Origin of the sequence: Pseudarthrobacter sp. L1SW, from assembly GCF_020809045.1 — a bacterium.
Lineage (GTDB): Bacteria > Actinomycetota > Actinomycetes > Actinomycetales > Micrococcaceae > Arthrobacter.
This window is the reverse complement of record NZ_CP078079.1, coordinates 2,283,139-2,306,291: the sequence shown is the minus strand read 5'-3', so window position 1 is coordinate 2,306,291 and position 23,153 is coordinate 2,283,139. Positions and strand designations below refer to the sequence as shown.

The 23,153-nt window shown below is 66.1% G+C and carries 23 protein-coding genes; 18 read left to right on the top strand and 5 right to left on the bottom strand.

Going from position 1 to position 23,153, the window contains the following annotated elements:
• The first annotated feature begins 59 nt into the window (after nt 1-59).
• The 3 genes from KTR40_RS10605 to KTR40_RS10595 are packed head-to-tail and all read left to right on the top strand — an operon-like array spanning nt 60 to nt 3,170.
• Complete coding sequence (locus tag KTR40_RS10605) at nt 60-1,412, top strand: extracellular solute-binding protein (protein ID WP_139029480.1); 1,353 nt, start codon at nt 60-62, stop codon at nt 1,410-1,412.
• A gap of 4 nt (nt 1,413-1,416) precedes the next feature.
• Entirely contained in the window at nt 1,417-2,298 is an 882-nt protein-coding gene (locus tag KTR40_RS10600; RefSeq protein ID WP_139029435.1) for a carbohydrate ABC transporter permease, read from the top strand.
• Nucleotides 2,295-3,170, top strand: coding sequence for a carbohydrate ABC transporter permease (locus KTR40_RS10595; RefSeq protein ID WP_228403653.1), 876 nt, complete (start codon nt 2,295-2,297; stop codon nt 3,168-3,170). Before KTR40_RS10600 ends, KTR40_RS10595 begins: the two co-directional genes overlap by 4 nt.
• Nucleotides 3,171-3,217: 47 nt before the next feature.
• Here the strand turns inward: KTR40_RS10595 and KTR40_RS10590 are convergent, their stop codons facing one another.
• Nucleotides 3,218-3,790, bottom strand: a complete 573-nt coding sequence (locus KTR40_RS10590) for a hypothetical protein (RefSeq protein WP_228403651.1) — start codon at nt 3,788-3,790, stop codon at nt 3,218-3,220.
• 1 nt (nt 3,791) lies between these two features.
• Between KTR40_RS10590 and KTR40_RS10585 the strand changes: the two genes are divergently transcribed.
• Nucleotides 3,792-4,100 carry a hypothetical protein gene (locus tag KTR40_RS10585; protein ID WP_228403649.1) on the top strand — a complete coding sequence of 103 codons (309 nt, stop codon included), beginning with the start codon at nt 3,792-3,794 and terminating at the stop codon, nt 4,098-4,100.
• 234 nt (nt 4,101-4,334) lie between these two features.
• Here the strand turns inward: KTR40_RS10585 and KTR40_RS10580 are convergent, their stop codons facing one another.
• Entirely contained in the window at nt 4,335-4,538 is a 204-nt protein-coding gene (locus tag KTR40_RS10580) for a hypothetical protein (RefSeq protein ID WP_104999755.1), read from the bottom strand.
• 140 nt (nt 4,539-4,678) lie between these two features.
• On the opposite strand from KTR40_RS10580, the gene KTR40_RS10575 reads away from it, so the two are divergent.
• The 8 genes from KTR40_RS10575 (at nt 4,679) to metE (ending at nt 13,770) form a co-directional block, all read left to right on the top strand.
• Nucleotides 4,679-5,686, top strand: coding sequence for a MoxR family ATPase (locus tag KTR40_RS10575; RefSeq protein ID WP_228403647.1), 1,008 nt, complete (start codon nt 4,679-4,681; stop codon nt 5,684-5,686).
• A 6-nt stretch (nt 5,687-5,692) separates the two neighbouring features.
• Complete coding sequence (locus KTR40_RS10570) at nt 5,693-6,595, top strand: DUF58 domain-containing protein (RefSeq protein WP_228403645.1); 903 nt, start codon at nt 5,693-5,695, stop codon at nt 6,593-6,595.
• Nucleotides 6,585-7,055, top strand: a complete 471-nt coding sequence (locus tag KTR40_RS10565; RefSeq protein ID WP_228403643.1) for a hypothetical protein — start codon at nt 6,585-6,587, stop codon at nt 7,053-7,055. The genes KTR40_RS10570 and KTR40_RS10565 overlap by 11 nt, the downstream gene beginning before the upstream one ends.
• Nucleotides 7,046-8,074: a VWA domain-containing protein gene (locus KTR40_RS10560; RefSeq protein ID WP_228403641.1), complete on the top strand. Its 1,029-nt coding sequence runs from the start codon at nt 7,046-7,048 to the stop codon at nt 8,072-8,074. Before KTR40_RS10565 ends, KTR40_RS10560 begins: the two co-directional genes overlap by 10 nt.
• Nucleotides 8,071-9,276, top strand: a complete 1,206-nt coding sequence (locus tag KTR40_RS10555; protein WP_228403639.1) for a VWA domain-containing protein — start codon at nt 8,071-8,073, stop codon at nt 9,274-9,276. The genes KTR40_RS10560 and KTR40_RS10555 overlap by 4 nt, the downstream gene beginning before the upstream one ends.
• Entirely contained in the window at nt 9,273-10,028 is a 756-nt protein-coding gene (locus KTR40_RS10550; protein ID WP_228403638.1) for a hypothetical protein, read from the top strand. The genes KTR40_RS10555 and KTR40_RS10550 overlap by 4 nt, the downstream gene beginning before the upstream one ends.
• 328 nt (nt 10,029-10,356) lie before the next feature.
• Nucleotides 10,357-11,316: a methylenetetrahydrofolate reductase gene (locus KTR40_RS10545; protein WP_139029428.1), complete on the top strand. Its 960-nt coding sequence runs from the start codon at nt 10,357-10,359 to the stop codon at nt 11,314-11,316.
• 114 nt (nt 11,317-11,430) lie between these two features.
• Nucleotides 11,431-13,770, top strand: a complete 2,340-nt coding sequence (gene metE, locus KTR40_RS10540; RefSeq protein ID WP_228403636.1) for a 5-methyltetrahydropteroyltriglutamate--homocysteine S-methyltransferase — start codon at nt 11,431-11,433, stop codon at nt 13,768-13,770.
• Nucleotides 13,771-13,849: 79 nt separating this feature from the next.
• On the opposite strand, the gene KTR40_RS10535 is transcribed toward metE, so the two are convergent.
• From KTR40_RS10535 to KTR40_RS10525, 3 genes are all read right to left on the bottom strand, one after another.
• Nucleotides 13,850-14,551 carry a hypothetical protein gene (locus KTR40_RS10535; protein ID WP_228403634.1) on the bottom strand — a complete coding sequence of 234 codons (702 nt, stop codon included), beginning with the start codon at nt 14,549-14,551 and terminating at the stop codon, nt 13,850-13,852.
• A gap of 110 nt (nt 14,552-14,661) precedes the next feature.
• On the bottom strand, nt 14,662-15,168 hold the full coding sequence (locus tag KTR40_RS10530) for a DUF2004 domain-containing protein (protein ID WP_104998188.1): 507 nt from the start codon (nt 15,166-15,168) through the stop codon (nt 14,662-14,664).
• Nucleotides 15,169-15,213: 45 nt separating this feature from the next.
• The gene (locus KTR40_RS10525; RefSeq protein WP_139029425.1) at nt 15,214-16,131 is read right to left on the bottom strand and encodes a LysR family transcriptional regulator; all 918 of its coding nucleotides are present in this window, start codon (nt 16,129-16,131) and stop codon (nt 15,214-15,216) included.
• A gap of 130 nt (nt 16,132-16,261) precedes the next feature.
• Here KTR40_RS10525 and KTR40_RS10520 point away from each other — a divergent pair, with 130 nt between their 5' ends.
• The 6 genes from KTR40_RS10520 (at nt 16,262) to nrdE (ending at nt 23,102) form a co-directional block, all read left to right on the top strand.
• The gene (locus tag KTR40_RS10520) at nt 16,262-17,662 is read left to right on the top strand and encodes an NAD(P)/FAD-dependent oxidoreductase (RefSeq protein ID WP_228403632.1); all 1,401 of its coding nucleotides are present in this window, start codon (nt 16,262-16,264) and stop codon (nt 17,660-17,662) included.
• On the top strand, nt 17,659-18,390 hold the full coding sequence (locus KTR40_RS10515) for a DUF1365 domain-containing protein (protein ID WP_139029423.1): 732 nt from the start codon (nt 17,659-17,661) through the stop codon (nt 18,388-18,390). The genes KTR40_RS10520 and KTR40_RS10515 overlap by 4 nt, the downstream gene beginning before the upstream one ends.
• Entirely contained in the window at nt 18,387-19,772 is a 1,386-nt protein-coding gene (locus KTR40_RS10510) for a class I SAM-dependent methyltransferase (RefSeq protein WP_228403630.1), read from the top strand. The genes KTR40_RS10515 and KTR40_RS10510 overlap by 4 nt, the downstream gene beginning before the upstream one ends.
• A gap of 404 nt (nt 19,773-20,176) precedes the next feature.
• Nucleotides 20,177-20,422: a glutaredoxin-like protein NrdH gene (gene nrdH / locus KTR40_RS10505; protein ID WP_013601222.1), complete on the top strand. Its 246-nt coding sequence runs from the start codon at nt 20,177-20,179 to the stop codon at nt 20,420-20,422.
• Nucleotides 20,423-20,496: 74 nt separating this feature from the next.
• Entirely contained in the window at nt 20,497-20,961 is a 465-nt protein-coding gene (gene nrdI, locus KTR40_RS10500; protein WP_228403628.1) for a class Ib ribonucleoside-diphosphate reductase assembly flavoprotein NrdI, read from the top strand.
• 20 nt (nt 20,962-20,981) lie between these two features.
• Complete coding sequence (gene nrdE / locus KTR40_RS10495; protein WP_228406103.1) at nt 20,982-23,102, top strand: class 1b ribonucleoside-diphosphate reductase subunit alpha; 2,121 nt, start codon at nt 20,982-20,984, stop codon at nt 23,100-23,102.
• Nucleotides 23,103-23,153 lie beyond the last annotated feature (51 nt).

Below are 23,153 nucleotides of genomic sequence, written 5' to 3'. Positions count from 1 at the left end.
TTGCCGCGGCTGGGGCCCGCTGACAAAGGGGACCGCAGCCATTGACCGAATGGAGCACCATGCGTCGCCAGTCAGTGAAGACCATGTCCCTCATCGCTTCGGCAATGATTGTCCTGGCGGCGTGCAATCCGGGTGATTCTGCGGGCGCTTCCAAGACCCTGAAGGTGGCCTACCAGAAGACCGATTCCTTCACCGCCCTGGATACCATGCTCCAGGCCGCCAAGCAGGAGTTCGAGGCGGCGAACCAGGGCGTCAAGGTGGAGCTGCAGCCCATCCAGGGCAACGACGACGACTACGGCACCAAACTCGCGCTGGCCTTGCGGTCGCCGTCCACGGCGCCGGACGTGTTCTATGAGGACACGTTCAAGGTCCGCTCGGACGTGGACGCCGGCTACCTCCTGAAGCTGGACAGCCACCTTGCGGGCTGGGCGGACTGGGACAGGTTCGACGACGGCGCCAAGGCGGCAGGGCGTGCGGACGACGGCGGGACGTACGCAGTGCCGTTGGGCACGGACACCCGTGCCATCTGGTACAACCGGAAGGTCCTGGAAAAGGCCGGAATCAGCCTTCCCTGGCAGCCGCGGAGCTGGCAGGACATCCTGGACACCGCCCGGAAAATCAAGGCCAACGACCCCACCGTCACCCCGTTCAACATGTACGCGGGCAAGGGCACGGGCGAGGGCACCGTCATGCAAAGCTTCTACGAGCTGCTGTACGGGACGGGGTCCGCCCTGTACGACGAAGAGGCGGGGAAATGGGTGGTTGGTTCCGCCGGCTTCCGGGACTCACTGGCTTTCCTTGAAACGCTGTACGAAGAGCAGCTGGCGGTGTCCCCGGCTGAGGCCCTGGACGCGAATGTCTGGAAAAAGGTCTTCGGTGAATGGTTCCCGGACGGCAAACTCGGCGCAACCGTGGAAGGCTCCTATGCGCCGTCGTTCTGGCAGGATGGCGGATCCTACGAATGGCCCGGCTACGAGCAGGACATCGCTGTCGCCCCCTTCCCCACCCAGAACGGCCAGGCACCCGGGGCCGTGAGCATGTCCGGCGGCTGGACCCTGGCACTAGGGGCGGGGACGAAGGAGCCGGACCTGGCTTTCAGCTTCCTCACCACCGCGCTGAACAAGAAGAATTCGCTGGCCTTCACCGTGGAAAGCTCACAGATTGCCGTCCGGCAGGACGTGGCTGCCGAGCAGCAGTACCTTGACGCGAATCCGTTCGTCAGGGACGTATCCAAGCTTGTTTCGGTGACCCGGTACCGCCCGGCCACCGCTGACTACCCCCGGATTTCAGCGGCCGTCCAGGAGGCCACCGAAGCCGTCATCACCGGCAACAGGTCACCGGAAGAGGCAGCTGCGGACTACGACGCCGCAGTGGCCGGGATCGTGGGCGGCGACAAGACCGTCCGGAAGTAGCCCATTGCAGCTCCCTTCCACGGCACGGCAACTGTTGCGGTACCTGCCGGTCCTTCCTGCTGTTCTGCTCCTTCTCGTCTTCCTTGCCGGACCCGTGCTCTGGGCGTTCCACGCCTCGCTGACCAACGCCGGACTGACCGGGCGCAGCGCCCGCAACCCTTCATGGGTGGGGCTGGAGAACTATGGCCGGCTGCTTACGGACCCGGTGTTCCCGCTGTCCCTTTTCCTCACCGTTATGTTTGTGGGAGGTTCTGCGGTACTCGGCCAGAACCTGCTGGGACTGGCCCTGGCCGTGCTGATGCGGCGGGCCCGGCCAGCAGTGTCCGCCGCCGTCGGCACCACGGTGGTGGCGGCCTGGGTGCTTCCCGAAATAGTGGCAGCCTTCGCCGCCTACGCCTTTTTCAGCGGCGACGGGACGCTGAACCAGCTGTTGGGGCGCCTGGGGCTGGGCCGGGCGGACTGGCTCTACGCCTTTCCCATGGTGGCCGTGACGCTTGCCAACGTGTGGCGTGGGACCGCCTTTTCCATGCTGGTGTACCGGGCGGCGCTGAACGACGTTCCGGCTGAGGTGACAGAGGCGGCCCAGATGGACGGTGCGCGCGGCTGGCAGCGGCTCGCCTTCATCACGCTGCCGATGATCCGCGGAAGCATCACCACCAACCTGATGCTGATCACGCTGCAGACGCTCGCGGTGTTCACGCTGGTGTGGGTGATGACGGCGGGCGGACCGGCCAACGCGAGCACCACGCTCCCTGTCCTCGCCTACCAGGAGGCGTTCAAGTTCGGTGACATTGGCTATGGGACTGCGGTGGCCTCTGTGCTCATCCTCATTGGCGCCATCTTCGGCCTGGCGTACATCCGGCTGCTCCGCGAACGGAAGCCATGAGCGCCCCCGCCAAGACGGCCCGCACGCGTCCGGTTGGCACTCCAGGGCCGCAACGGCGCCGGGCCGGCAGGACTCCGGCTGACCTGGTGCTGCTCCTGATCGGCGCCAGCTTCCTGCTGCCCCTGCTCTGGCTCATCCTGGCGTCCCTCGATGCCGAAGCCGGCCATGAACTGAGGTTGCCGCCCGCCGTCGGCCTGGCCAACTTCGCCGCCGTCCTGACGCCGGAACTGCTCCTCCTGCCACTGTGGAACAGCCTGGTGTTGTCCGGGGGGACGGCCGCCGTGACACTGGTTGCAGCGGTGCTGGCCGCCTATCCGCTGTCCCGCTACCAGTCCCGGTTCAACCGGCCGTTCATGTACACCGTCCTGTTCGGAACGTGCCTGCCCATCACCGCCATCATGGTCCCGGTGTACGGGCTCTTCGTCCAGTTCGAGCTGCTCGACTCGATGCCCGCCACCATCCTCTTTATGGCCACCACCACCCTGCCCATGGCCATCTGGATGACCAAGAACTTCATGGACGGCGTGCCGGCGTCGCTGGAAGAGGCTGCCTGGGTGGACGGCGCAACCAGGATGGCTGCGCTCCGGACCATTGTGCTGCCGCTGATGAAGCAGGGGCTGGGCGTGGTGTTCGTCTTTGTGTTCATCCAGGCCTGGGGGAACTTCTTTGTGCCGTTTGTGCTGCTCCTGTCCGAGGCACGGCAGCCGGCGGCGGTGTCCATCTTCAGTTTCTTCGGCCAGCACGGGGCCGTGGCCTACGGCCAGTTGGCTGCGTTCTCCATCCTGTATTCACTGCCGGTGCTGGCTCTTTACGTCATTGTGGCCAGGGGCGCCGGCAATTCCTTTGCCCTGTCCGGAGCCGTCAGGGGATAGCCGGGCTACGTCACTGTGGCCGGGGTGGCGGGCAGTACCGTTCCGGGTCACTTGCCGCCGGTGATGGTGAAGGCATCCTGGAAACTGCCGGCGGTGGCCACAAAACGTCCTGCCAGCGAAGTCCCGGTAAACCGCAGGTCCAGCAGCCCGTGGCTCGGCGTGGCATTCTGGCCCGAGTACGCGGCGAAATAGGGTGCCTCAGGATCATCAGTGTGTACCCTCCTCAGGGGCACCCCGCCGGTACCCACCGTGACGAAGACAGTTCCCGCGCCCTTGGACAAGTTGTTGCCGTCCCTGCGCACGCACTCGGCGTTGTAGGCACCGGGGTTGATCGCGGCGCAGCCGTTTCCGGTGGACAGTTGCTTGGTGCGCTGGTACAGGTGTTCGTGGCCGTTCAACACCAGGTCAACGCCCTTGCTGACCATCAGGTCGGTCAGCGCGGACCCGGCCTGGCAGCCGTACACCCCAAGGGACAGGCAGACGGTGTGCATTCCCACCACCACCCAGGGGATGGACGCAGACCTGGCACCGTCGATGGCCGCCGCGGTCCAGTTGTACCGTGCACTGCCGGCCGAGTAGTCCCACGTTCCATCCCGGAAGGGGATGCCCGGGGAGACCATGATGAAACCTTGCCACCGGGTCCTGCTGGGGGACGTCCACGTAGTATTGGCGGCCGTACGCGCCCACCATGCCGGGCAGCCGGTTTGGCAGGCACGCCGCGAAGTCGTCGATGTAGCCGTCCCTGCCGTTGCTTTCGTGGTTTCCTGCCACGAGTTCAAACGGAAAGCCGGCACCCGTGTGGGACGCCACAAGGTCACACCAGCGCTGTTCCTCTCCAGGGGAACTGTAGGAGAGGTCGCCAAGCGCGAAGTGGGCGTCCGGCTTAATGGCGCCGATCCGGGCCAGCACGCCGGCAGCCTCCCTGCCTGAGGAATAGTCACCGGCCGCGGTGACCCGCAGCCGGGCGGGCGCTGTGGCTGCCGGGTGCTCGGAAGGATGTCCAGAAGGTGCCGAAGAAGGCTGTTCGACGGCGGGCGGAGGCGTTCCGGGCTGGCAGGCCGCCACCACGGTCAGGCAGCCAAGAATGAAGGCCAGGCCGGCAACGGCTGCAGCTCTGCGGCGTGCCATGCCGGCTCCTGGCGCGATCTTCCGCCGACGGCGGAGTCAGTCGATATCCTCGAAAACCACCCCGTACGGCAGGCTTTCATCCAGGTGGGCCTGGTGGCCGGTGGATCCAGGGTTGTACGTGACCCGGACCCCATGCAGCTTGTCCGCCGCGGACTGCAGCAGGACAGGCCTGACGGTGCTGATGAACATCTCGCTTTTGTCGGCGAGAAACTCCTTGTAACTGGCTGGAAGCTCGCTCATGTCAAAAGGATAGACCTGGGTTCCCCTGATGGGGAGGGGTCCCCCTTGCCCAAGAGCACGGCCGCGTTCTTGGATAGGATGGCGGCGGAGTGCAGCCGGTCCGGCCGCCATGCCCAGTTCAGCAACCAGGGGGAGTCCGAGTGCTTTCAACCAGCGCGTCCGCAAGAATTGAACCGGCGGAACTGGCCAGGGCGCAGCAGGTTGTGGCGAACATCGCCAGGAGCTTCGAGGCCAAGGTGGTGGGGCAGGCCAGGCTGCGGGAATCCCTGCTGGTTGGCCTGCTGACCGGCGGGCACATCCTCCTGGAAAGCGTCCCCGGGCTTGCCAAGACCACCGCCGCGCAGACCGTGGCGGAGGCAGTCAGCGCAGAGTTCCGCCGGATCCAGTGCACCCCGGACCTGTTGCCCAGCGACATCGTGGGCACGCAGATCTACGACGCCGCCAAGGGAACCTTCATCACCCAGCTGGGACCGGTGCACGCCAACATAGTGCTCCTGGACGAGATCAACCGTTCCAGTGCCAAAACGCAGAGCGCCATGCTCGAGGCGATGCAGGAACGCCAGACCTCCATCGGCGGCCAGGAATACCGGCTGCCCTCGCCCTTCCTTGTCCTGGCCACCCAGAACCCCATCGAGCAGGAGGGCACGTACCGGTTGCCGGAAGCGCAGATGGACCGTTTCATGCTCAAGGACGTGCTGGACTATCCCTCCCCGGCGGAGGAGGCGGAGATCATCCGCCGCATTGATGCAGGGGTGTACACCCCTGAACAGGCGCCCCCGGCCGCAGCCTCGCTGGATGCCGTCACCGAGGTCCAGGAACTCGTCCGCCGCGTCTACATGGACCCGGCGGTCATCAACTACATCGTGGGGCTGGTCTTCGTCACCCGCAACGCCGGGCAGTACATCGACCCGCGGCTGGCCGGCTACATCGAATTCGGGGCCAGCCCCCGTGCCAGCATCGCCTTCAGCCAGGCTGCGCGGGCCGTTGCCCTGCTGAACGGCAGGGACCACGTCATCCCCGAGGACGTAAAGACGCTGGCCCACCGGGTCCTCCGCCACCGCCTGATCCTGAACTTCGACGCCGTGGCGGAACAAGTGCAGGTGGAAACGGTGATTGACGCCGTCGTCGCTGCCGTCCAGACCCCCTAGGCCAGCGTGACCAGCCTCCTCCAGCGGGTGAAGTCAACCATGGCCATCTTCGCGCACCGCAAGGCCCGCGGCCTGCTCGACGGCGAATACGGCTCGGTGTTCCGCGGCCGCAGCCTGGACTTTGACGACCTCCGCGCCTACATTCCCGGCGACGAGGTACGCGACATCGACTGGAAGGCATCGGCCCGCCACGGCTCGCCGCTGATCAAGCGGTACGTGGCGGTCCGCCGGCAGAGCGTCATCCTGGTCACCGACACCGGCCGCAACATGGCAGCGGAAGCCTACAGCGGGGAAACGAAGAAGGACATCGCCGTGATGGCGCTGGGGGTCATGGGGTACCTGGCCCACCGGCATGGCGACGTGGTGGGACTGGTGTGCGGCGATTCCGCCGGCACAACGTCGCTGCCTGCCAAAGCCGGAGAAGCCCACCTGGAACGCCTCCTGCGGCAGGTCGACTCGGCGGCAAGGCTGGACGCTGCGCCCAGCAGGATCGAGGACCAGCTGGACCATGTGGCGCGCACCGTGAAGGGGCGCGACCTGCTGTTCGTCGTCGCCGATGAAGTGGCGGCCAGCCCGGCCGCCGGGCAACTGCTGCGCCGGCTCCGGGCGCAGCACGAGATCCTCTGGCTCACGGTCCGGGACGCAGGGCTGGCCCCTGAGGACCCCCTCCACCGGCCGGACCAGGTCCTGCCTGATTCGTACAGCGTCGCCGGCTCCTACCCCCTCATTGCGCACCTTGCCAAGGACCCGGCAGTTGCCGCAGCCTACGCCAACACCGTGGCTGAACGGGACGCCGGGCGCAGGGCCATGCTTCGCCAGGCTGGAATCACGGAAGGCGAAGTGGCTGGAACCGGGGGCGTGATGACCGCCCTGTTCGCCCTCCTCGAAAGGCACCGCCGTGCAGGCTGAACCGGAGTTTTACGGACCGTTGCAGTATGCCCCCGTGTGGGGATGGGCCGGCGTGGGACTGCTGGTTCTCGTGGCCGCGTGGTACGCCGTCGTGTTTGCCGCCACCCGCACGCCACGCGGCGCGGAGGCCCGCCAGCGCCCTGCCCAGCTGACGGATCTCGCGGAACTCAAGGCGGCGTACCTGCAGCGGATCGATGACGTGGAACGGGACGCCGCCTCGGGAAAACGGAGCATCCGGGACTCCCACCAGGAAATCAGCCTCCTGCTGAGGAAATTCGTCCGCGATGCCACCGGGGTGGATGCCCTCCGCATGACCCACGCGGACCTCGCGAAACATCCCTTGCCCGCGGCCGCGTCCGCCGTCGGGCAGCTCTACCCGGCCGAGTTCGGTCCCGGGCCGCTTCCCTCCGTGGCAGGTTCGGCGGCCGCGGCACGCAGGGCGGTGCAGGCATGGAACTGATGTGGTGGTGGCTGCTTCCGCTGGCGGCGGTGGCGGCCGGTGCCGCCGCGTGGGCGGCCCTTCGGCCAGACAGGAACGCCAACGCACGACGCCGGCCGGTGGCCCATGCGGACAGGCTCACCCTGCTGCCGGAATACCAGGCAGGGCTGCGGCGGCACCGCCGCTGGCTGGCCGTGGCCGCGCTGGCCTGCGCGTCCCTGCTGGTTTCCACGGCGGTGGCGGCCGCCCGGCCTCTGGAAGTAACCACGATCCGGCCTGAACAGCACAACCGCGACATCATGCTGTGCCTTGATGCGTCCGGTTCCATGAGCAGCGCCGACGCCGCCGTGGTGGACGTATTCGCCGCCCTGGCCACCGAATTCGAGGGCGAACGCATCGGCCTGACAATCTTCGACAGCACGGCCATCCAGGTCTTTCCGCTGACCGACGACTACGGCTACGCGCAGGAGCAGCTGAAGCTTGCCCGGGACGCCTTCAACGGGAAACCCGGCAGTTCCGGGTTCCTGGACGGGACGTGGAGCGGCAGGGGCTCATCCCTGATCGGTGACGGCCTGGCGTCCTGCCTCAACAGCTTCCCGCGCAGGACGGACCAGTCCGGAAACAACCCGAATCCCGGCGCGGACGCCGGCCCGCCATCGCGCTCGCGGTCATTGGTCCTGGCCACGGACAATTTCCTCTCCGGCGACCCCATCATGACCCTTGGGGAAGCGGCGGCGCTTGCCAAGGACAGGGCAGTACGCGTGTATGCACTGAACCCGGGTGACCTGGACTACGGCACGGGCCGGGACCAGCCCGGGGCGCAGCTGCGGGCCGCCGCGGAATCCACGGGCGGCGCCTACTACGCCCTGGACAACCCGGAGGCGGTGCAGGGCGTTGTGCGGGGCGTCGAGGAAACGGAAAAGGCGGCCCTCCAGGGCGCACCGCGGGCGGTTGCCTGGGATGAGCCGAGCCTGCCTCTTTCCGCGGCCCTCCTCTCCGGCCTGGTCCTGGTGCTCGCCAGTTGGCGGTTGCGGCCATGACCCTGCAACCGGTCCTTTCCTGGTGGCTGCTGCTTCCCGTCGCTGTGGCGGCCTTGGCTTTCCTGGGTTGGCGGCTTTACCGGGGAGCGTCGACTGCTGCACGGGCAGCCGGGTACCGCGGTGCGCGAGTCAGCATCCGTCCCTGGCTGCGCCGAACCGTGCTGGTACTGCTCCTCCTCGGCGCCGCGCTGCGCCCCGGGCTGCCCGGCGGCACGGCCCAGGCAGCCACCGCCGACCTCAACGTGTTCTTCGTCGTGGACACCACCACCAGCATGGTGGCGGAAGACTACGGCAACGCGGAACCCAGGATGGCGGGAGTGCGGAGGGACATCGCGGCGGTCGCAGAAGAGCTGCCCGGTGCCCGCTTTTCCGTCATCACCTTTGACACCAAAGCCCATGTCCGGATGCCGCTGACCACCGATACCCTGGCGCTGGAAACCATAACGTCCGTGCTTGAGCCGCAGGTCACGGCCTATGCCAAAGGGAGCAGCATCACGGCTGCGCGGAAGGTGCTGGCCGAACGCCTGACCGCTGCCCGGCAAAGCCACCCCGAGCGGCCCCGGCTTGTGTACTACTTCGGCGACGGCGAGCATACCAGCGCGAAGGAACCGGAAACCATGGACCTCGAGAATGGCCTGGTGGCCGGGGGAGCGGTGCTGGGTTACGGCACGGCGGGCGGCGGAAGGATGCGCGAGAACACTGGACAGGATTACGGCGGAGGTTCCGCGGCAGGCGAGGGAGCGCCGTATGTCCAGGACAGCAGCGGCGGTGCCGGGGGAGGGGCGCTGCCCGGGGATGCATTGTCCAGGATTGATGAAGGCCGGCTGCGGCAGGTTGCGGGGCAGCTGGGGGTTCCGTATGTCCACCGGTCTGCCGGTGACCCTGTTGCGCCGATGATGCAGGATGCCCGCCCTGCCGCGCCCGAATTCCGGGGCCAGCTTGATCACGCGGGCGGTGACGGGTCCTTGCCGGCGCGGACAGAGCTGTACTGGGTCCTCGCGGCCGGTGCCTTCGCGCTGGGGTTGGGGGAAGCGAGGGTGATTATTCGGCAGCTGCGTGAACTGCGGCCGCCCGCCCGGCCCCCGGTTGCCCCGGCTCCAGCTGCCCCGGCTTCAGCTGCGCCGGGCCCGGCTGCCGGGCGCCCAGTAGTCCAGGCCACCGCCGGGCCCCGTTCCGGTGATGGAAAGGCGGAGGCCACGTGACTTCCCTCGAGCGCGACGCAGGCAGCATGGCAGCCCGACGGCGGCGCCTCCTCGTGTGGTCTGCCGTCCCGGTGTTCCTGGTTTTGTGCATTGCCGCCAAACTGCTGAGCCTTGGTTTGCTGGGTGGCCGGGCAGCCAGTGCCTTTGAATCCGCCGACGCAGCATCTGTCCGGGGAGCCGCGGGAGGACTTCAGCTGGCAAACATCATCGAACCGCACAAAGCGCCCTTTGCTGCCGGGGGCGCCGACGTCCTGGACGGCAATTTCACCTCGGCCCGCCTCCGGTTCGAGGAGGCGCTGAACCTTGTCCCGCCCGCCCTGTCCGCGTCCGCCGAAGCCTGCGTCATCCGGGTGAACCTGGTCCTGGCCATCGAGCGGCTCGGCGACGGGAAGCTGCAGGCAGGAGAACCGGCGCCGGCGGCCGGCCTGTACGCAGAAGCCCTGGATGTGGCGGAGGCGGCGCCGCAGGGATGCTTTTCCGGTAAACCTCCGGGCGGGGCGGGGGACCGGCTGGCCGCAGCTGAAGCACGCCTGCGGTCAAAACTTGCGGACGCCGGAGCTAACCAGGCACCGGAAGCAGGGCCTGCAGAGAACGATCCAGGGAAGGCGGGCCCGGATTCACCGCAGCAGAGCCAGCTGCAGCAGTTGGAAGACAGCGCCCGGCAGGCGCAGCGCGAACGCAACAGCGGCCGCGAACGGGAGGAATACCTGGAGGACGCAGAATATGCGCCTGGCCCCGGGCGCCCCTGGTAACGGCAAGGCAAGCGAACAAAATTCCGTAGAGAACCTCAACAAGCCGTAAAACTGCGTCTTAATTCGGCGGCCAACTTGAACGCACAGCCCTGCAACTCATAGAGTCTTATACAAGTTACCCCGGTAACGTGTCAGCGATCCTCCCTGTGGAGGGTGTGGGTGCCCCCATGTGGGCCTGACATTTGCTCACGGAGAACTTCATTTCAGGCGTACCAGCCGCGGCTGCGTCCTCGTGGAGTCCTTCCGTGTTCCCCAAACTCAATTCACTGCCGGTCTGCCGCCGTTCTTGCGGACAGCAGCCGTCAGTGGCCCAAAGCCAAGGACGCAAATGTCGCCACCAAGCCTTATTGAAACGCACCCGAATCTCTCCGACGCCGCTCCGGTGGCGCTTTCCTACGAGCTGTTCCCGCCCCGTTCGCCGGCAGCCGCGGAAACCCTCTGGACCACCATCCGGGAACTGGAAACTACTGCACCGGACTACGTTTCCGTCACCTACGGTGCCAGCGGCTCCAACCGGGACACCGCCGTCGATCTCATCAACCGCCTCCTGCTGGAAACCACGCTCCGGCCGCTGGCCCACCTCACCTGCGTAGGCAACACGCCCCAGGAACTGGCGGGAATCATCGGCGAACTACTGGACACCGGCGTGCGCGGCATTCTTGCCCTCCGCGGTGACCTGCCCAAGGACGGCGGCGAACCTGCCGCCGGATCGCTCCGCTATGCCCAGGACCTGATCGAACTCATCCGCCGGGTTGAACAGCGCCGCTCCGCCCTGCTCTGCGCAGGGAAGATCGCCGTTGGCGTCGCTGCCTACCCCACCCGGCACCCGGAGTCACCAAGCGAAGCGCACGACGTCGAGGTGCTGCTTGCCAAGCAGCGGTCCGGCGCGGATTTTGCCATCACACAGGTCTTTTTCCACACGGAGCAGTACGCGGACCTCCTCACCCGGGCACGCCGGGCCGGGGTCACCATCCCGATCATCCCGGGTGTCATGCCGCTCACCAGCCTCCGGCGCCTGAAGCGGCTTGGCGAGCTGACCGGCGTGGAGCCGGCTCCCGAACTGCTGGAACGCATGGCCGCGGCGGACAGCGACCTGGAGCGCATGCGGATCGGCGTCAGTGCCACCGTTGACCTTGCCAACGCGGCACTGGAAGCCGGAGCGCCGGGCATCCACCTCTACACCTTCAATGAACACCAAAGCGCCCTGGACGTGCTGGACAAGCTGGCCCTCCCGCGGCGCACCCGTTCCAGCCGCAGCGAAGCCGTGGCCGGCCAGCTCGCCAGCTGAACCCGCCAAAAGCGCAAAACCCCCTTTCCAGCAAACGCCTTTTAGCTGAACACCTCTTTGTGGACGCCTGCCAACGGCGTGTCCGCACACATTCCAACTCCCCAGGAGAATCCCATGACTGCACTCAATAACGCCACCACGCCCTTTCCCGCTGCTTCCCTGCTCGGCTACCCGCGCATCGGCCGCCGCCGCGAGCTCAAGAAGGCCGTGGAGGCCTACTGGGCCGGCAAGATCGACGCCGCCGCGCTGGACGCCGCCGCCAAGGACATCCAGCTGAGCATCGCCAAGCGCCTGCAGGATCTCGGCCTGACGGAGGCCGCAGCCGTGCCGGGCACGTTCTCCTACTACGACCAGGTCCTGGACACCACCGCCCACCTGGGCGCCGTGCCGGCCCGCTTCGGCAAACTCCTCAACAGTGAGGGGCAGCTGGACATCGACGGTTACTTCACCCTGGCCCGCGGCACCAAGGACCAGCAGCCGCTGGAAATGACCAAGTGGTTCGACACCAACTACCACTACCTGGTGCCGGAAATCGGTCCGGAGACCGAGTTCAGCCTGGCCTCCACCGCGAAGGTTGACGAGTTCGCATTCGCCCTGGTCAACGGGATCGAAACCCGCCCGTACATCGTTGGCCCGGTTACGTACCTGCTCCTGTCCAAGGCGTCCGACGGCGCCCCGGCAGGTTTCGCGCCGCTGTCCCGCCTCGAGGACATCCTGCCCGTCTACGTCCAGCTGCTCGATAAGCTCGCCGCCGCCGGAGCCAGCTGGGTCCAGCTCGACGAGCCCGCGCTGGTTGTTGACCAGGACACCCCTGCCGCCGAGATCGCAGCGGCCGTTGCCCGCGCCTACGAAGTCCTCACCGCCGCGGCCAACCGCCCGCAAATCCTCGTCTCCACCCCGTACGGCCCGCTCGACGGCCAGCTCGGCACCCTCGCCGCCACCACCATCGATGCCCTGCACATCGACGTCTTCAAGGGCGCCGTCCCCTCTGCCGCGGCACTCGCCGGCCTGGGCAACAAGACCCTGGTTGCCGGCGTCGTTGACGGCCACAACATCTGGCGCAATGACCTCGCCGCTTCAGCCGCCAAGCTGGACGCACTGAAGGCAGCTGCAGGCAGGGTCACCGTCTCCACCTCCACCTCCACGCAGCACGTCCCGCATGACGTCGCCGAGGAGACGCAGCTCTCCGAACAGCTCCGCAGCTGGCTGGCGTTCTCCGACCAGAAGGCGGTTGAGGTCAAAACCCTCGCGTCCTACCTGGCCGAGCCCGCCTCCGCCAAGGCCGCCATTGACGACGCAACAGCCGTCATCGCTTCCCGCGCCACCGCCGAAGGCGTCCGCCGCGCCGACGTCCGCGCCCGCACCGGGGCCCTCACCGCTGCCGACTTCACCCGCTCCGAGTACTCGGTCCGCGAAGCAGCCCAGGAAGAGGCGCTGCACCTGCCGCCGCTGCCGACCACCACCATCGGCTCCTTCCCCCAGACCTCCGAAATCCGCTCCGCCCGGGCCCGCAACAACAAGGGCGACCTCACGGACGAGCAGTACGAGCAGCTCATGAAGGACGAGATCAAGCGCGTTGTGGAGCTGCAGGAAGAGCTCGGCTACGACGTCCTGGTGCACGGCGAGCCCGAGCGCAACGACATGGTGCAGTACTTCGCCGAGAACCTCGAGGGCTTCGACGTCACCGTCCACGGCTGGGTGCAGTCCTACGGCTCACGCTGCACCCGTCCCTCCATCCTGTGGGGCGACGTCACCCGCAGCGCCCCCATCACGGTTGAGTGGGCCAAGTACGCCCAGTCGCTGACCAGCAAGCCGATGAAGGGCATGCTCACCGGTCCGGTCACCATCCTGGCCTGGTCCTTCGTCCGTGAAGACCAGCCGCTGGGCGAGACCGCAAACCAGGTTGGCCTTGCCCTGCGCGACGAAATCGCCGACCTCGAAGCTGCCGGCATCAAGGTCATCCAGGTGGACGAACCCGCACTGCGCGAACTCCTCCCGCTCCGCAAGGCGGACCACGCGGACTACTTGAAGTGGTCCGTGGACTCCTTCCGCCTCGCCACCGCTGGCGCCGCAGACGCCACCCAGATCCACACCCACCTCTGCTACTCGGAGTTCGGCGTGATCATCGACGCGATCGACGGCCTCGACGCGGACGTGACGTCCATCGAGGCTGCCCGCTCACGCATGGAGGTTGTCCACGACCTCGAGTCCCACGGATTCGGCCGCGGCGTGGGCCCGGGCGTGTACGACATCCACTCGCCGCGCGTACCGGGCGAGGGCGAAGTCACCGAACTGCTGGCCACCGCGGTCAAGCACGTTCCGTCCCGCCAGCTCTGGGTCAACCCGGACTGCGGCCTGAAGACCCGCGGCTACGCGGAGACCGAAGAGTCCCTGCGCAACCTGGTCAAGGCAACCCAGGCGGTCCGCGCGGAGCTGCTTGAAGCGGCCAAGTAGCCGCTTCGTAGGAGCCCGCAGAGATTTAGGGGTTGGCGCGGCCTGCCGCGCCAACCCTTAGCCTGCGAGCGAACGGGGCTCAGCCTGCCTTAGCGGTTTCCTTCATCCGCCAGGCGCTGACGGCTAACCACACTGACCAGGCCAGGACCGCGATGATCCCGGTTAACGTGGGCTGCGAATTTGTGGCTGCAAAGCCCAATTCGCCGATGATCCAGCCCTGCGCCACGTACGCCAGCCCGGACAGAACCATCAAATAGCCGATGAACCGCGAAACCGGCCGCAGGGATGCAACAACGGTGCCCAGCAGAAGCAGCGCAGCCCCCAGCAGGAAGCTCTGGTAGCTGCGCATTCCCCATTCAAGCCAGCGGATCCCTTCGGCGGTGGCGAAACGCACCGCCTTGTCCGGTTCCGCAGAGACCGCCCACGCGTCCACCGCCTGTTTGAGTGCTACGCCATCCACGGCCTGCAACGCGGCATAAAGCGCCGCAGCGAGGGCGGCGGAAAGAGCCCCAAAGCGGGCGGTCCAGCCCAATGCGCCCCGCCGAAGGTCGATGGCGGACCACAAAGCCACCAGCCCGGCGCACACCAAGGCCATCCCGGCAAACTGGCCCAAGTGGACGGCGGTCCAGATATCACTGTTCGCGTAGGCGGTGAACGAGGCTACATGGTCATTCGCGTCATGGGACTCCGCATGAAGGAGGCCGGCCAGGAGCGAAACCACAACCCCGGAGAGGAGCAGTGAGGAAGCAAGGCGCCACGTTCCGGATCCGACATCATGCATGGCTCCCATATTGTGCCCGGGCAGGCGGTGCCACTAGGGTCAAAGGCCACATCGAGCGCTCCGTACCTGCCGTTATGGACGCTCAAAACGGCAGGTACGGAGCACTCGATTCAGGACTCCCACACGATTTCGTCGTCCACCACGCCGTCTTCGTCGGCGGAGGCCACCAGGACCTCGTCGGTGAAATGCTCGCCCAGGGTGAAGTCCAGGACGAAGTAGCGTTCAGGCTGGCCGGGGTAGATGCCCACATGGCCGAGTTTCAGGGCCTTCAGAAACACCTCGTTGGTGAGCTGGCTGCGGTCCGATATGCCAAAGACCTTCTGCAGGTGCTCGTCCTTGAGGGCATTGCAGTGGAAGTGCAGGTACTCCTGCGGGCTGGTGCCTTCCTGCTCCAGTTCTTCCGCGATCATGTCCCGGACCTCGTCCACGAGCTCCGGCAGGAACCGCAGGCGGTAGTCGACCTTGTGCAGGGCGGCCTCATCGAAGTGGTCGTGGGCGGTGACGTTCAGGTCGAGTTCCAGCGGATGGCCGCGCAGTTCATGCTTCGCGGCGATGAAGTGATCCCTGCCGTGGTTGAGCTCAATCTCTCCAAAGTGCCGGCTCGCTACCTTGCTCATAGTTTCAACATAGACCCGAACAGCGGAGCATTCCAGCGTTCAGGCCTAATTCACGGCAGTGCGCATCCCGGCGAGCGTCTCGGCCAGCAGGTCCACGAACAGCTGGACCCGGGCAGTTTTCCGCTCGTTGATCAGGAGCGCAAAAACATTCCTGGCGAGCCGGATCTCAGGAACGTCCAGCACCACCACGCCGGCCGGCTTGTTCCGCAGGGCGAGTTCCGGCACCAAAGCCGCGCCCAGCCCGGCGGCCGCCATCTCCAGGCTCGCGTGGAAATCGTCACTGTGCGCCACGACCCGCGGATGCAGGTTGCACCCGGCGAACAGCCGCTCAATCACCATGGCGTCGCTGGTACCCGGGTGGTGCATGATCCACGGCATGTCCGAGAGGTGGTCAGCGGCCACCTTGGCGTCGGAGCGGAAGCCCCATCCGGCGGGCAGCACCACCCGGAAGTCGTCGTCGCCGATCCATTGCCGGTTGATGGTGTTCGGCCACGCGAAGCCCGTTTGGCCCACCTGGAAAACCACGGCGAGGTCCAGTTCTCCGCCGGTGCGCAGCCCCTGGATGGTCTGCCCGGGTTCAGCCACGGACACCTTCAAGTCGATGCCCAGGTTCTTCCATGAAGGGTTCTTCAAAATCCGCGGCAGCACGTACGTGGCCAGGCTGGGAAAGATCCCCAGCCTCAGTTCCTGGCTTGCCGAATCCTGCGTCCTGGAGGCAGCAGCCATCAGGGCTTCAATGTCGGTCAGCACCTTGGCGGCGTGCCGGGTCATGACGACGGCGGCTTCCGTAGGGACCACCCTGCGCGCCGAGCGCTGGAACAGGACCACGCCGGTGTCGCGTTCCAGCGCGGACATCTGCTGGGAAACGGCCGAGGCCGTGTAGCCCAGTGTTGCCGCTGCGGCTGCGAATGAACCGAGCCGGGTGACCTCCAGGAGGGTCTTCAGGTGTACCGGGTTTACCACCCGCCCACAGTACTCCGCCGGCAGGCGCCGAAAAAACTGCCGTCCATCACACCCATCCGCAGGGCACATCGTGCCGAATTGCCCTCTGCATACCCAGCCAAGCGGCAAATGTTCAGCAGAGGAGCATACATTGTCACCTAACCCAGCAGTAAGCGGAGGCGGACGACGGCGGGTGGCCGTCATCGGCAGCGGCGTCGCCGGCCTGACTGCCGCCTACGTCCTCAACCGGCAGGACGACGTCACGCTGTTCGAAGCGGATTCACGGCTGGGAGGGCACGCGCACACGCATGACCTGGCGCAGCCGGACGGGTCCTCCCTCGGCGTCGATACCGGCTTCATTGTGCACAATGAACGGACGTACCCCACATTGCTGCGGCTGTTCGCCGAACTGGGCGTGGAAACGCAGGACTCCGAAATGAGCATGTCCGTCCGGTGCGACGGCTGCGGGTTGGAGTATGCAGGAGCCCGCGACGGCGGCCGCGGCATCATTGCCCGTCCCTCCAGCCTCCTGCGCGGCCGGTACCTGCTGATGCTGCTCGAGGTCACCCGCTTCTACCGGAAGGCCCGGGCACTCCTGCGCACGGCCCCCGTTTCCGCTGTCAGCCCCGACCTTGCCGGAGCCGAGCCGACCCTGGGCGAGTTCCTGGAACGCGAAAACTTCAGTCCATACTTCATCTCCCACTTCATGACCCCGGTGGTCAGCGCAGTATGGTCCTGCGACCCCACCACCGCGCTGGCCTACCCCGCGCGATACCTCTTCACGTTCCTGGGCCACCACGGCATGCTGGGCGTCAAAGGCTCGCCGCAGTGGCGGACGGTCACCGGCGGCTCGGCCCGTTATGTCGAAAAACTCGCCGCCACACTGCCCGATGTCCGGCTCAACACCCCGGTGACTGCCGTCCGGCGCCACGCCCTGGGTATCGAGGTGATGACGGAACACGGCGTAGAGGACTTCGAGGCCCTTGTCATCGCCACCCATCCAGCCCAGGCTCTCGGGTTCCTGGCTGATGCCTCGCCCGCCGAGAAGGAGGCGCTGGGCGGGATGCCGTACTCGGTGAACCATACAGTGTTCCACCGGGATCCGGCCGTCCTGCCGGCTGCCGGCAACGCGAAGGCGTCCTGGAACTACCGGCTGCCCTCCTGCGAAGCCCGGCCGGACAAGGTCCTGGTCAGCTACGACCTCACCCGCCTCCAGCGGCTCAGCCCTGCCGACGGCAGGCCCTACCTGGTGAGCCTGGGGGAGTCGGAGCTGATTGCGGATGACCGGGTCCTGGAGCGGATGGTGTACGAGCACCCTCAGTACACGCCCGAATCGCTGCAGGCACAGCAGGCAATCGCCGGCCTCAGTGACAACCGGATCGCCTACGCCGGCGCCTACCTGGGCTGGGGCTTCCACGAGGACGGGGCGCTTTCCGGCGTGCGGGCAGCCGAAGCCCTGGGCCGCTCCTGGCCCGTTGCCCGGGCTGCCGATGTGCTCGACTCCCGGGACGGCGGCGAACGGAAACTGCTGCCCGCGGCGGAGCCCGCATGAGCGCAGTCCCAGCCATTTACCGCACATCCATCTCGCATGTGCGGCGCACACCGCTGAAGAACGCGTTCACCTACCGCAATTACAGCTGGTTCGTGGATGTGGACCAACTCCCGCGGCTGCCGTTCCTGCTCCGGCCGCTTGCCGTGTTCAAGGCCGGCGACCACCTTGGGGATCCGGCCGCCAGCATCCGCAGCAACGTGGAGCGATACCTGCGCACCCAGGGCATCGAGCCCGACGGCGGTGCCATCCACATGCTGACCAGCGCCAGGGTTTTCGGTTACGTTTTCAACCCGCTGACGCTGTTCTGGTGCTACCGGACCAGCGGTGAGCTTGAGTGCGTGGTGGCCGAGGTCCACAACACCTATGGGGAACGCCACTGCTACCTGCTGCGGACGGATGCGGCCGGCCGGGCCGCCGTGCCCAAGGCGTTCTATGTTTCGCCTTTCAATGACGTCAGCGGGCAGTACCGGATGAAGCTGCCCGCCCCGGGGGAGCGGCTGGCGGTGTCCATTGTGCTGGAGCGGGAGGGCCACCGGCCCTTCGTGGCCAGCATGGACGGCACCCGCCGGCCCGCCACGCTCGGGAACATCCTTGCCGCGGCGGCTGCGGTGCCGGCCGCGCCGCTGCTCGTTTCCGCACTCATCCGGGTGCAGGGCATTACACTCTGGGCAAGACGCCTGCCCGTCGTCGCCCGACCACACCACCCCTCACAGGAGGCAGTTCAATGACAATGACGGACGACAACGAAACAACTGCCGCCAGGGACACAGCCGGTGGCAAAGCCCCAGCCCACTACGTCCCAGCCCACTACGCCGAAGCCTGGACCGCGAACGGCGTGCCGGCGTCGCCCGCCAGCATCGACCCGGACGTGTGGCCGGAAGTTGCCCGGCCGCCGTCGGGCGCCAAGGCTGTTGTGGCCGGCAAGGCCGCAGGCCTCCTGTTCAAGGGAGCCGTCAAGAGGCTGCCGCTGCGCGTTGAATACCCCGACGGCACGGTGCTGGGCACGGGCGGTCCGGACGCGCCGGTCATGACCATGGTGCGGCCGGAGGCATTCGAGGCGAGGATCGGCGACAACGGACTGATCGGGCTGGGCGAATCCTTTATGGCCGGCGACTGGGAAGCCAGTGACCTGGCCGGCGTCCTCGAGGTCTTCGCGGCGTCGGTGGACACCCTCATTCCCACTCCGCTGCAGAAACTGCGCTCGCTGTACCTGCCGCGCACGCCGCGGCAGGAAAGGAACGCCGAGCAGAATACCCGCAGCAACATCTCGCGGCACTACGACCTGTCCAATGACCTGTTCTCCAACTTCCTCGACTCCACGATGAGCTACTCGTCGGCGCTGTTTCCGCCCACGGCGGGGCCGCTGGTTTCGGTGGGGTGGGAGGAGTTGGCCGGGGCGCAGCAGGCCAAGATCGACAGGCTGCTGGATAAGGCTGGCGTCGGTGCCGGGACCCGGCTCCTGGAGATCGGCACCGGCTGGGGTGAACTGGCGCTCCGGGCAGCGGCCCGCGGCGCCACCGTCTACAGCGTCACCCTGTCCAGCGAACAGCAGGCCCTCGCCCAGGAGCGCATCGCGGCGGCCGGCTACGCGGACAGCGTGACCGTGGCCCTCCAGGACTACCGCGCGGTGGAGGGCGAGTACGACGCCGTCGTATCTGTCGAAATGATCGAGGCGGTGGGCTACGAGTACTGGCCCATCTACTTCCAGACCATCGACCGGGTGCTGGCCCCCGGCGGCAAGGTGGCCATCCAGGCGATCACCATGCCGCACGGGCGCATGCTGGCAACCCGGAACGCGTACACGTGGGTGCACAAGTACATCTTCCCGGGCGGGTTCCTGCCGTCCGTCCGCGCCATCGAGGGCGTGACGCAGCAGCACACGTCCCTGCGGGTGCGGGAGCGGATGGGCATGGGGGACCACTACGCCGCTACCCTGCGGTTGTGGGAGGAACGGTTCCTGGAGCGGTCCCGCGAGGTGGGGGAGCTGGGCTTCGACGCTGTGTTCCAGCGGATGTGGCTGTTCTACCTCTGCTACTCGCGGGCGGGATTCCAGTCCGGCTACCTGGACGTGCAGCAGATCGTGCTGGACCGCCGGGAGGCGCAGCTGTAGCGACTGCCCGGCAGGGAGGAGGGATCACGACGGCGGCGCGCGGCCGTCGTCGTGCGTTTCATCACCAGAAGGGGTTCCGAAGGTCACTTCGGGGCCCCTTTCCGGTGTTCCGGACCCCCTTGGCACCCCTCCCGCACCAGGCGCGACACGCCGTCTTTTCCACGACACGCTGGGCGTTAAATGTGGCTAAGTACTCCACAGCATGTGGATTCCGTCCGCAAAATCAGCGGGATTCCGGACATTTTGACGGGCCTTGCCTGTGGATTAACGGTGCATTAAATGACATACTTGTAATACATCATCTTGGGGTTCCGAAGAGGCGTCTGCACTAGATGTAGTATCTACATACAGCTTGGGCGGGAACACCGGACGAGCAAGTTTTTCCAGAAAAGGGGACAGGAATCATGACCGTTACGGTTTACACCAAGCCTGCTTGTGTTCAGTGCAACGCCACCTACCGGGCTCTCGACAAAAAGGGCATCACGTACCAGAGCGTTGACATCTCCCAGGACGCCGAAGCCCTCGAGCGCCTGAAGGCACTGGGCTACATGCAGGCCCCCGTTGTGGTCACGGACCAGGACCACTGGTCAGGCTTCCGCCCGGACAAGATCGAGGAACTGGCCCTCTCTGCCGTTTCCTCCGTGGCCTAAGGGCCTTCCCTGCCGGCAATCAACAACCAGCCGAGGTGACTCTCACGGCAGCACCAGCAGTCCAGGATTTCCACGTGGCTCAGCGCGTGGAATCCTCCGGGCCGGTCCCGTCCGTTGTTACGGAGAGCCAGCTCATCTACTTCTCGTCGGCATCCGAGAACACCAGCCGCTTCGTCTCGAAGCTGGGCCGCGATGCGGCCCGTATTCCGCTCCTGGCCAAGGACGCACCCCTGCTCGCCACCCAGCCGTATGTGCTGGTGGTGCCCACCTACGGCGGCACCGGGGGAGAAGGCTCCGTTCCCAAGCAGGTAATCCGGTTCCTGAACAACACGCAGAACAGGCAGCTCCTGCGCGGGGTCATCGGTGCCGGCAACACAAACTTCGGGGACAACTACTGCATGGCGGGGGATATCATCGCCGCCAAATGCAAGGTACCCCACCTCTATAGATTCGAACTTATGGGAACGCCGGAAGACGTCACCCGGGTCAACCAAGGATTGGATACGTTTTGGACACGACTGTCGCAGACACAGAAGTAACCAGGGCCCAGAAGCCCGAGATGCCCGCCGCCTACAAGGGCCTGGGCTACCACGAGCTGAACGCCATGCTGAACCTGTACGGTCCCAGCGGCGAGATCCAGTTCGAGGCGGACCGCGAGGCCGCCCACCAGTACTTCCTGCAGCACGTTAACAACAACACGGTGTTCTTCCATGACCTGGAGGAGAAGCTCGACTACCTGGTGAAGAACCAGTACTACGAGCGCGAGACGCTGGACCAGTACACGATGAACTTCATCCGTGAGCTGTTCAACCGTGCGTACAAGAAGAAGTTCCGCTTCGAGACGTTCCTGGGCGCCTTCAAGTTCTACACGTCCTACACGCTGAAGACATTCGACGGCAAGCGCTTCCTGGAACGCTACGAGGACCGCGTCTGCATGGTTGCCCTGCACCTGGCCCGCGGCAACGAGCAGCTTGCCCTGCAGATGGTGGACGAGATCATCGAGGGCCGCTTCCAGCCGGCTACCCCCACGTTCCTGAACGCCGGCAAGAAGCAGCGCGGCGAGCTGGTGTCCTGCTTCCTGCTCCGCATCGAAGACAACATGGAATCGATCGGCCGGTCCATCAACTCCGCCCTGCAGCTGTCCAAGCGCGGCGGCGGCGTGGCGTTCGCGCTGACCAACATCCGCGAAGTGGGCGCGCCCATCAAGCAGATCGAGAACCAGTCCTCCGGCGTCATCCCCGTGATGAAGCTCCTCGAAGACAGCTTCTCCTACGCAAACCAGCTCGGCGCCCGCCAGGGTGCCGGCGCCGTGTACCTGCACGCGCACCACCCGGACATCTACCGCTTCCTGGACACCAAGCGCGAGAACGCGGACGAGAAGATCCGCATCAAGACCCTCTCCCTCGGTGTGGTCATCCCGGACATCACGTTCGAGCTGGCCAAGCGGGACGAGGACATGTACCTGTTCTCCCCGTACGACGTCGAGCGCGTCTACGGCATGCCGTTCTCCGACGTCTCGGTCACCGAGAAGTACTACGAGATGGTGGACGACTCCCGGATCAAGAAGACCAAGATCAAGGCCCGCGAGTTCTTCCAGACCCTCGCCGAGATCCAGTTCGAGTCCGGCTACCCGTACATCATGTTCGAGGACACCGTGAACCGGGAAAACCCGATCGACGGCAAGATCATCATGTCCAACCTGTGCTCGGAGATCCTCCAGGTTTCCCAGCCCACCACGTACAACGACGACCTTTCCTATGCGGACACCGGCAAGGACATTTCCTGCAACCTGGGCTCGCTGAACATCGCCAAGACCATGGACTCGCCGGACTTCGGCCTGACCATCGAGACGGCCATCCGCTCGCTCTCGGCAGTGTCCGACATGTCCAACATCACTTCGGTGCCGTCCATCGCCAAGGGCAACGACCAGAGCCACGCCATCGGCCTGGGCCAGATGAACCTGCACGGCTACCTGGCGCGGGAGCGGGTCCACTACGGTTCCGAGGAGGGCCTGGACTTCACCAACATCTACTTCTACTCGGTGGTGTACCACGCCATCCGTGCCTCCAACCTGCTGGCCATCGAGACCGGCCAGACCTTCGGCGGCTTCGAGAAGTCCAAGTACGCGTCCGGCGAGTTCTTCGACAAGTACACGGAGCAGGAGTGGGTGCCGCAGACCGAGAAGGTCCGAGAGCTCTTCAAGGACGTGCACATCCCCACGCAGGCTGACTGGCTGGCGCTGAAGGCTTCGGTCATGGAGCACGGCATCTACAACCAAAACCTGCAGGCTGTTCCGCCGACGGGCTCGATTTCCTACATCAACAACTCCACCTCCTCGATCCACCCGGTGGCGTCCAAGATTGAGATCCGCAAGGAAGGCAAGCTGGGCCGCGTGTACTACCCGGCGCCGTACCTGACGAACGACAACCTGGAGTACTACCAGGATGCGTACGAGATCGGCTATGAGAAGGTCATCGACACCTACGCCGCTGCCACCCAGCACGTGGACCAGGGCCTGTCCCTGACGCTGTTCTTCAAGGACACGGCCACCACGCGCGACATCAACAAGGCCCAGATCTATGCCTGGAAGAAGGGCATCAAGACCATCTACTACATCCGTCTCCGCCAGCTCGCGCTGGAAGGGACTGAGGTTGAGGGCTGCGTCAGCTGCATGCTGTAGCTTCAGCTGACTCCTGGTACGACGGCGGGCGCCCGCCCGCCGTCGTACGCT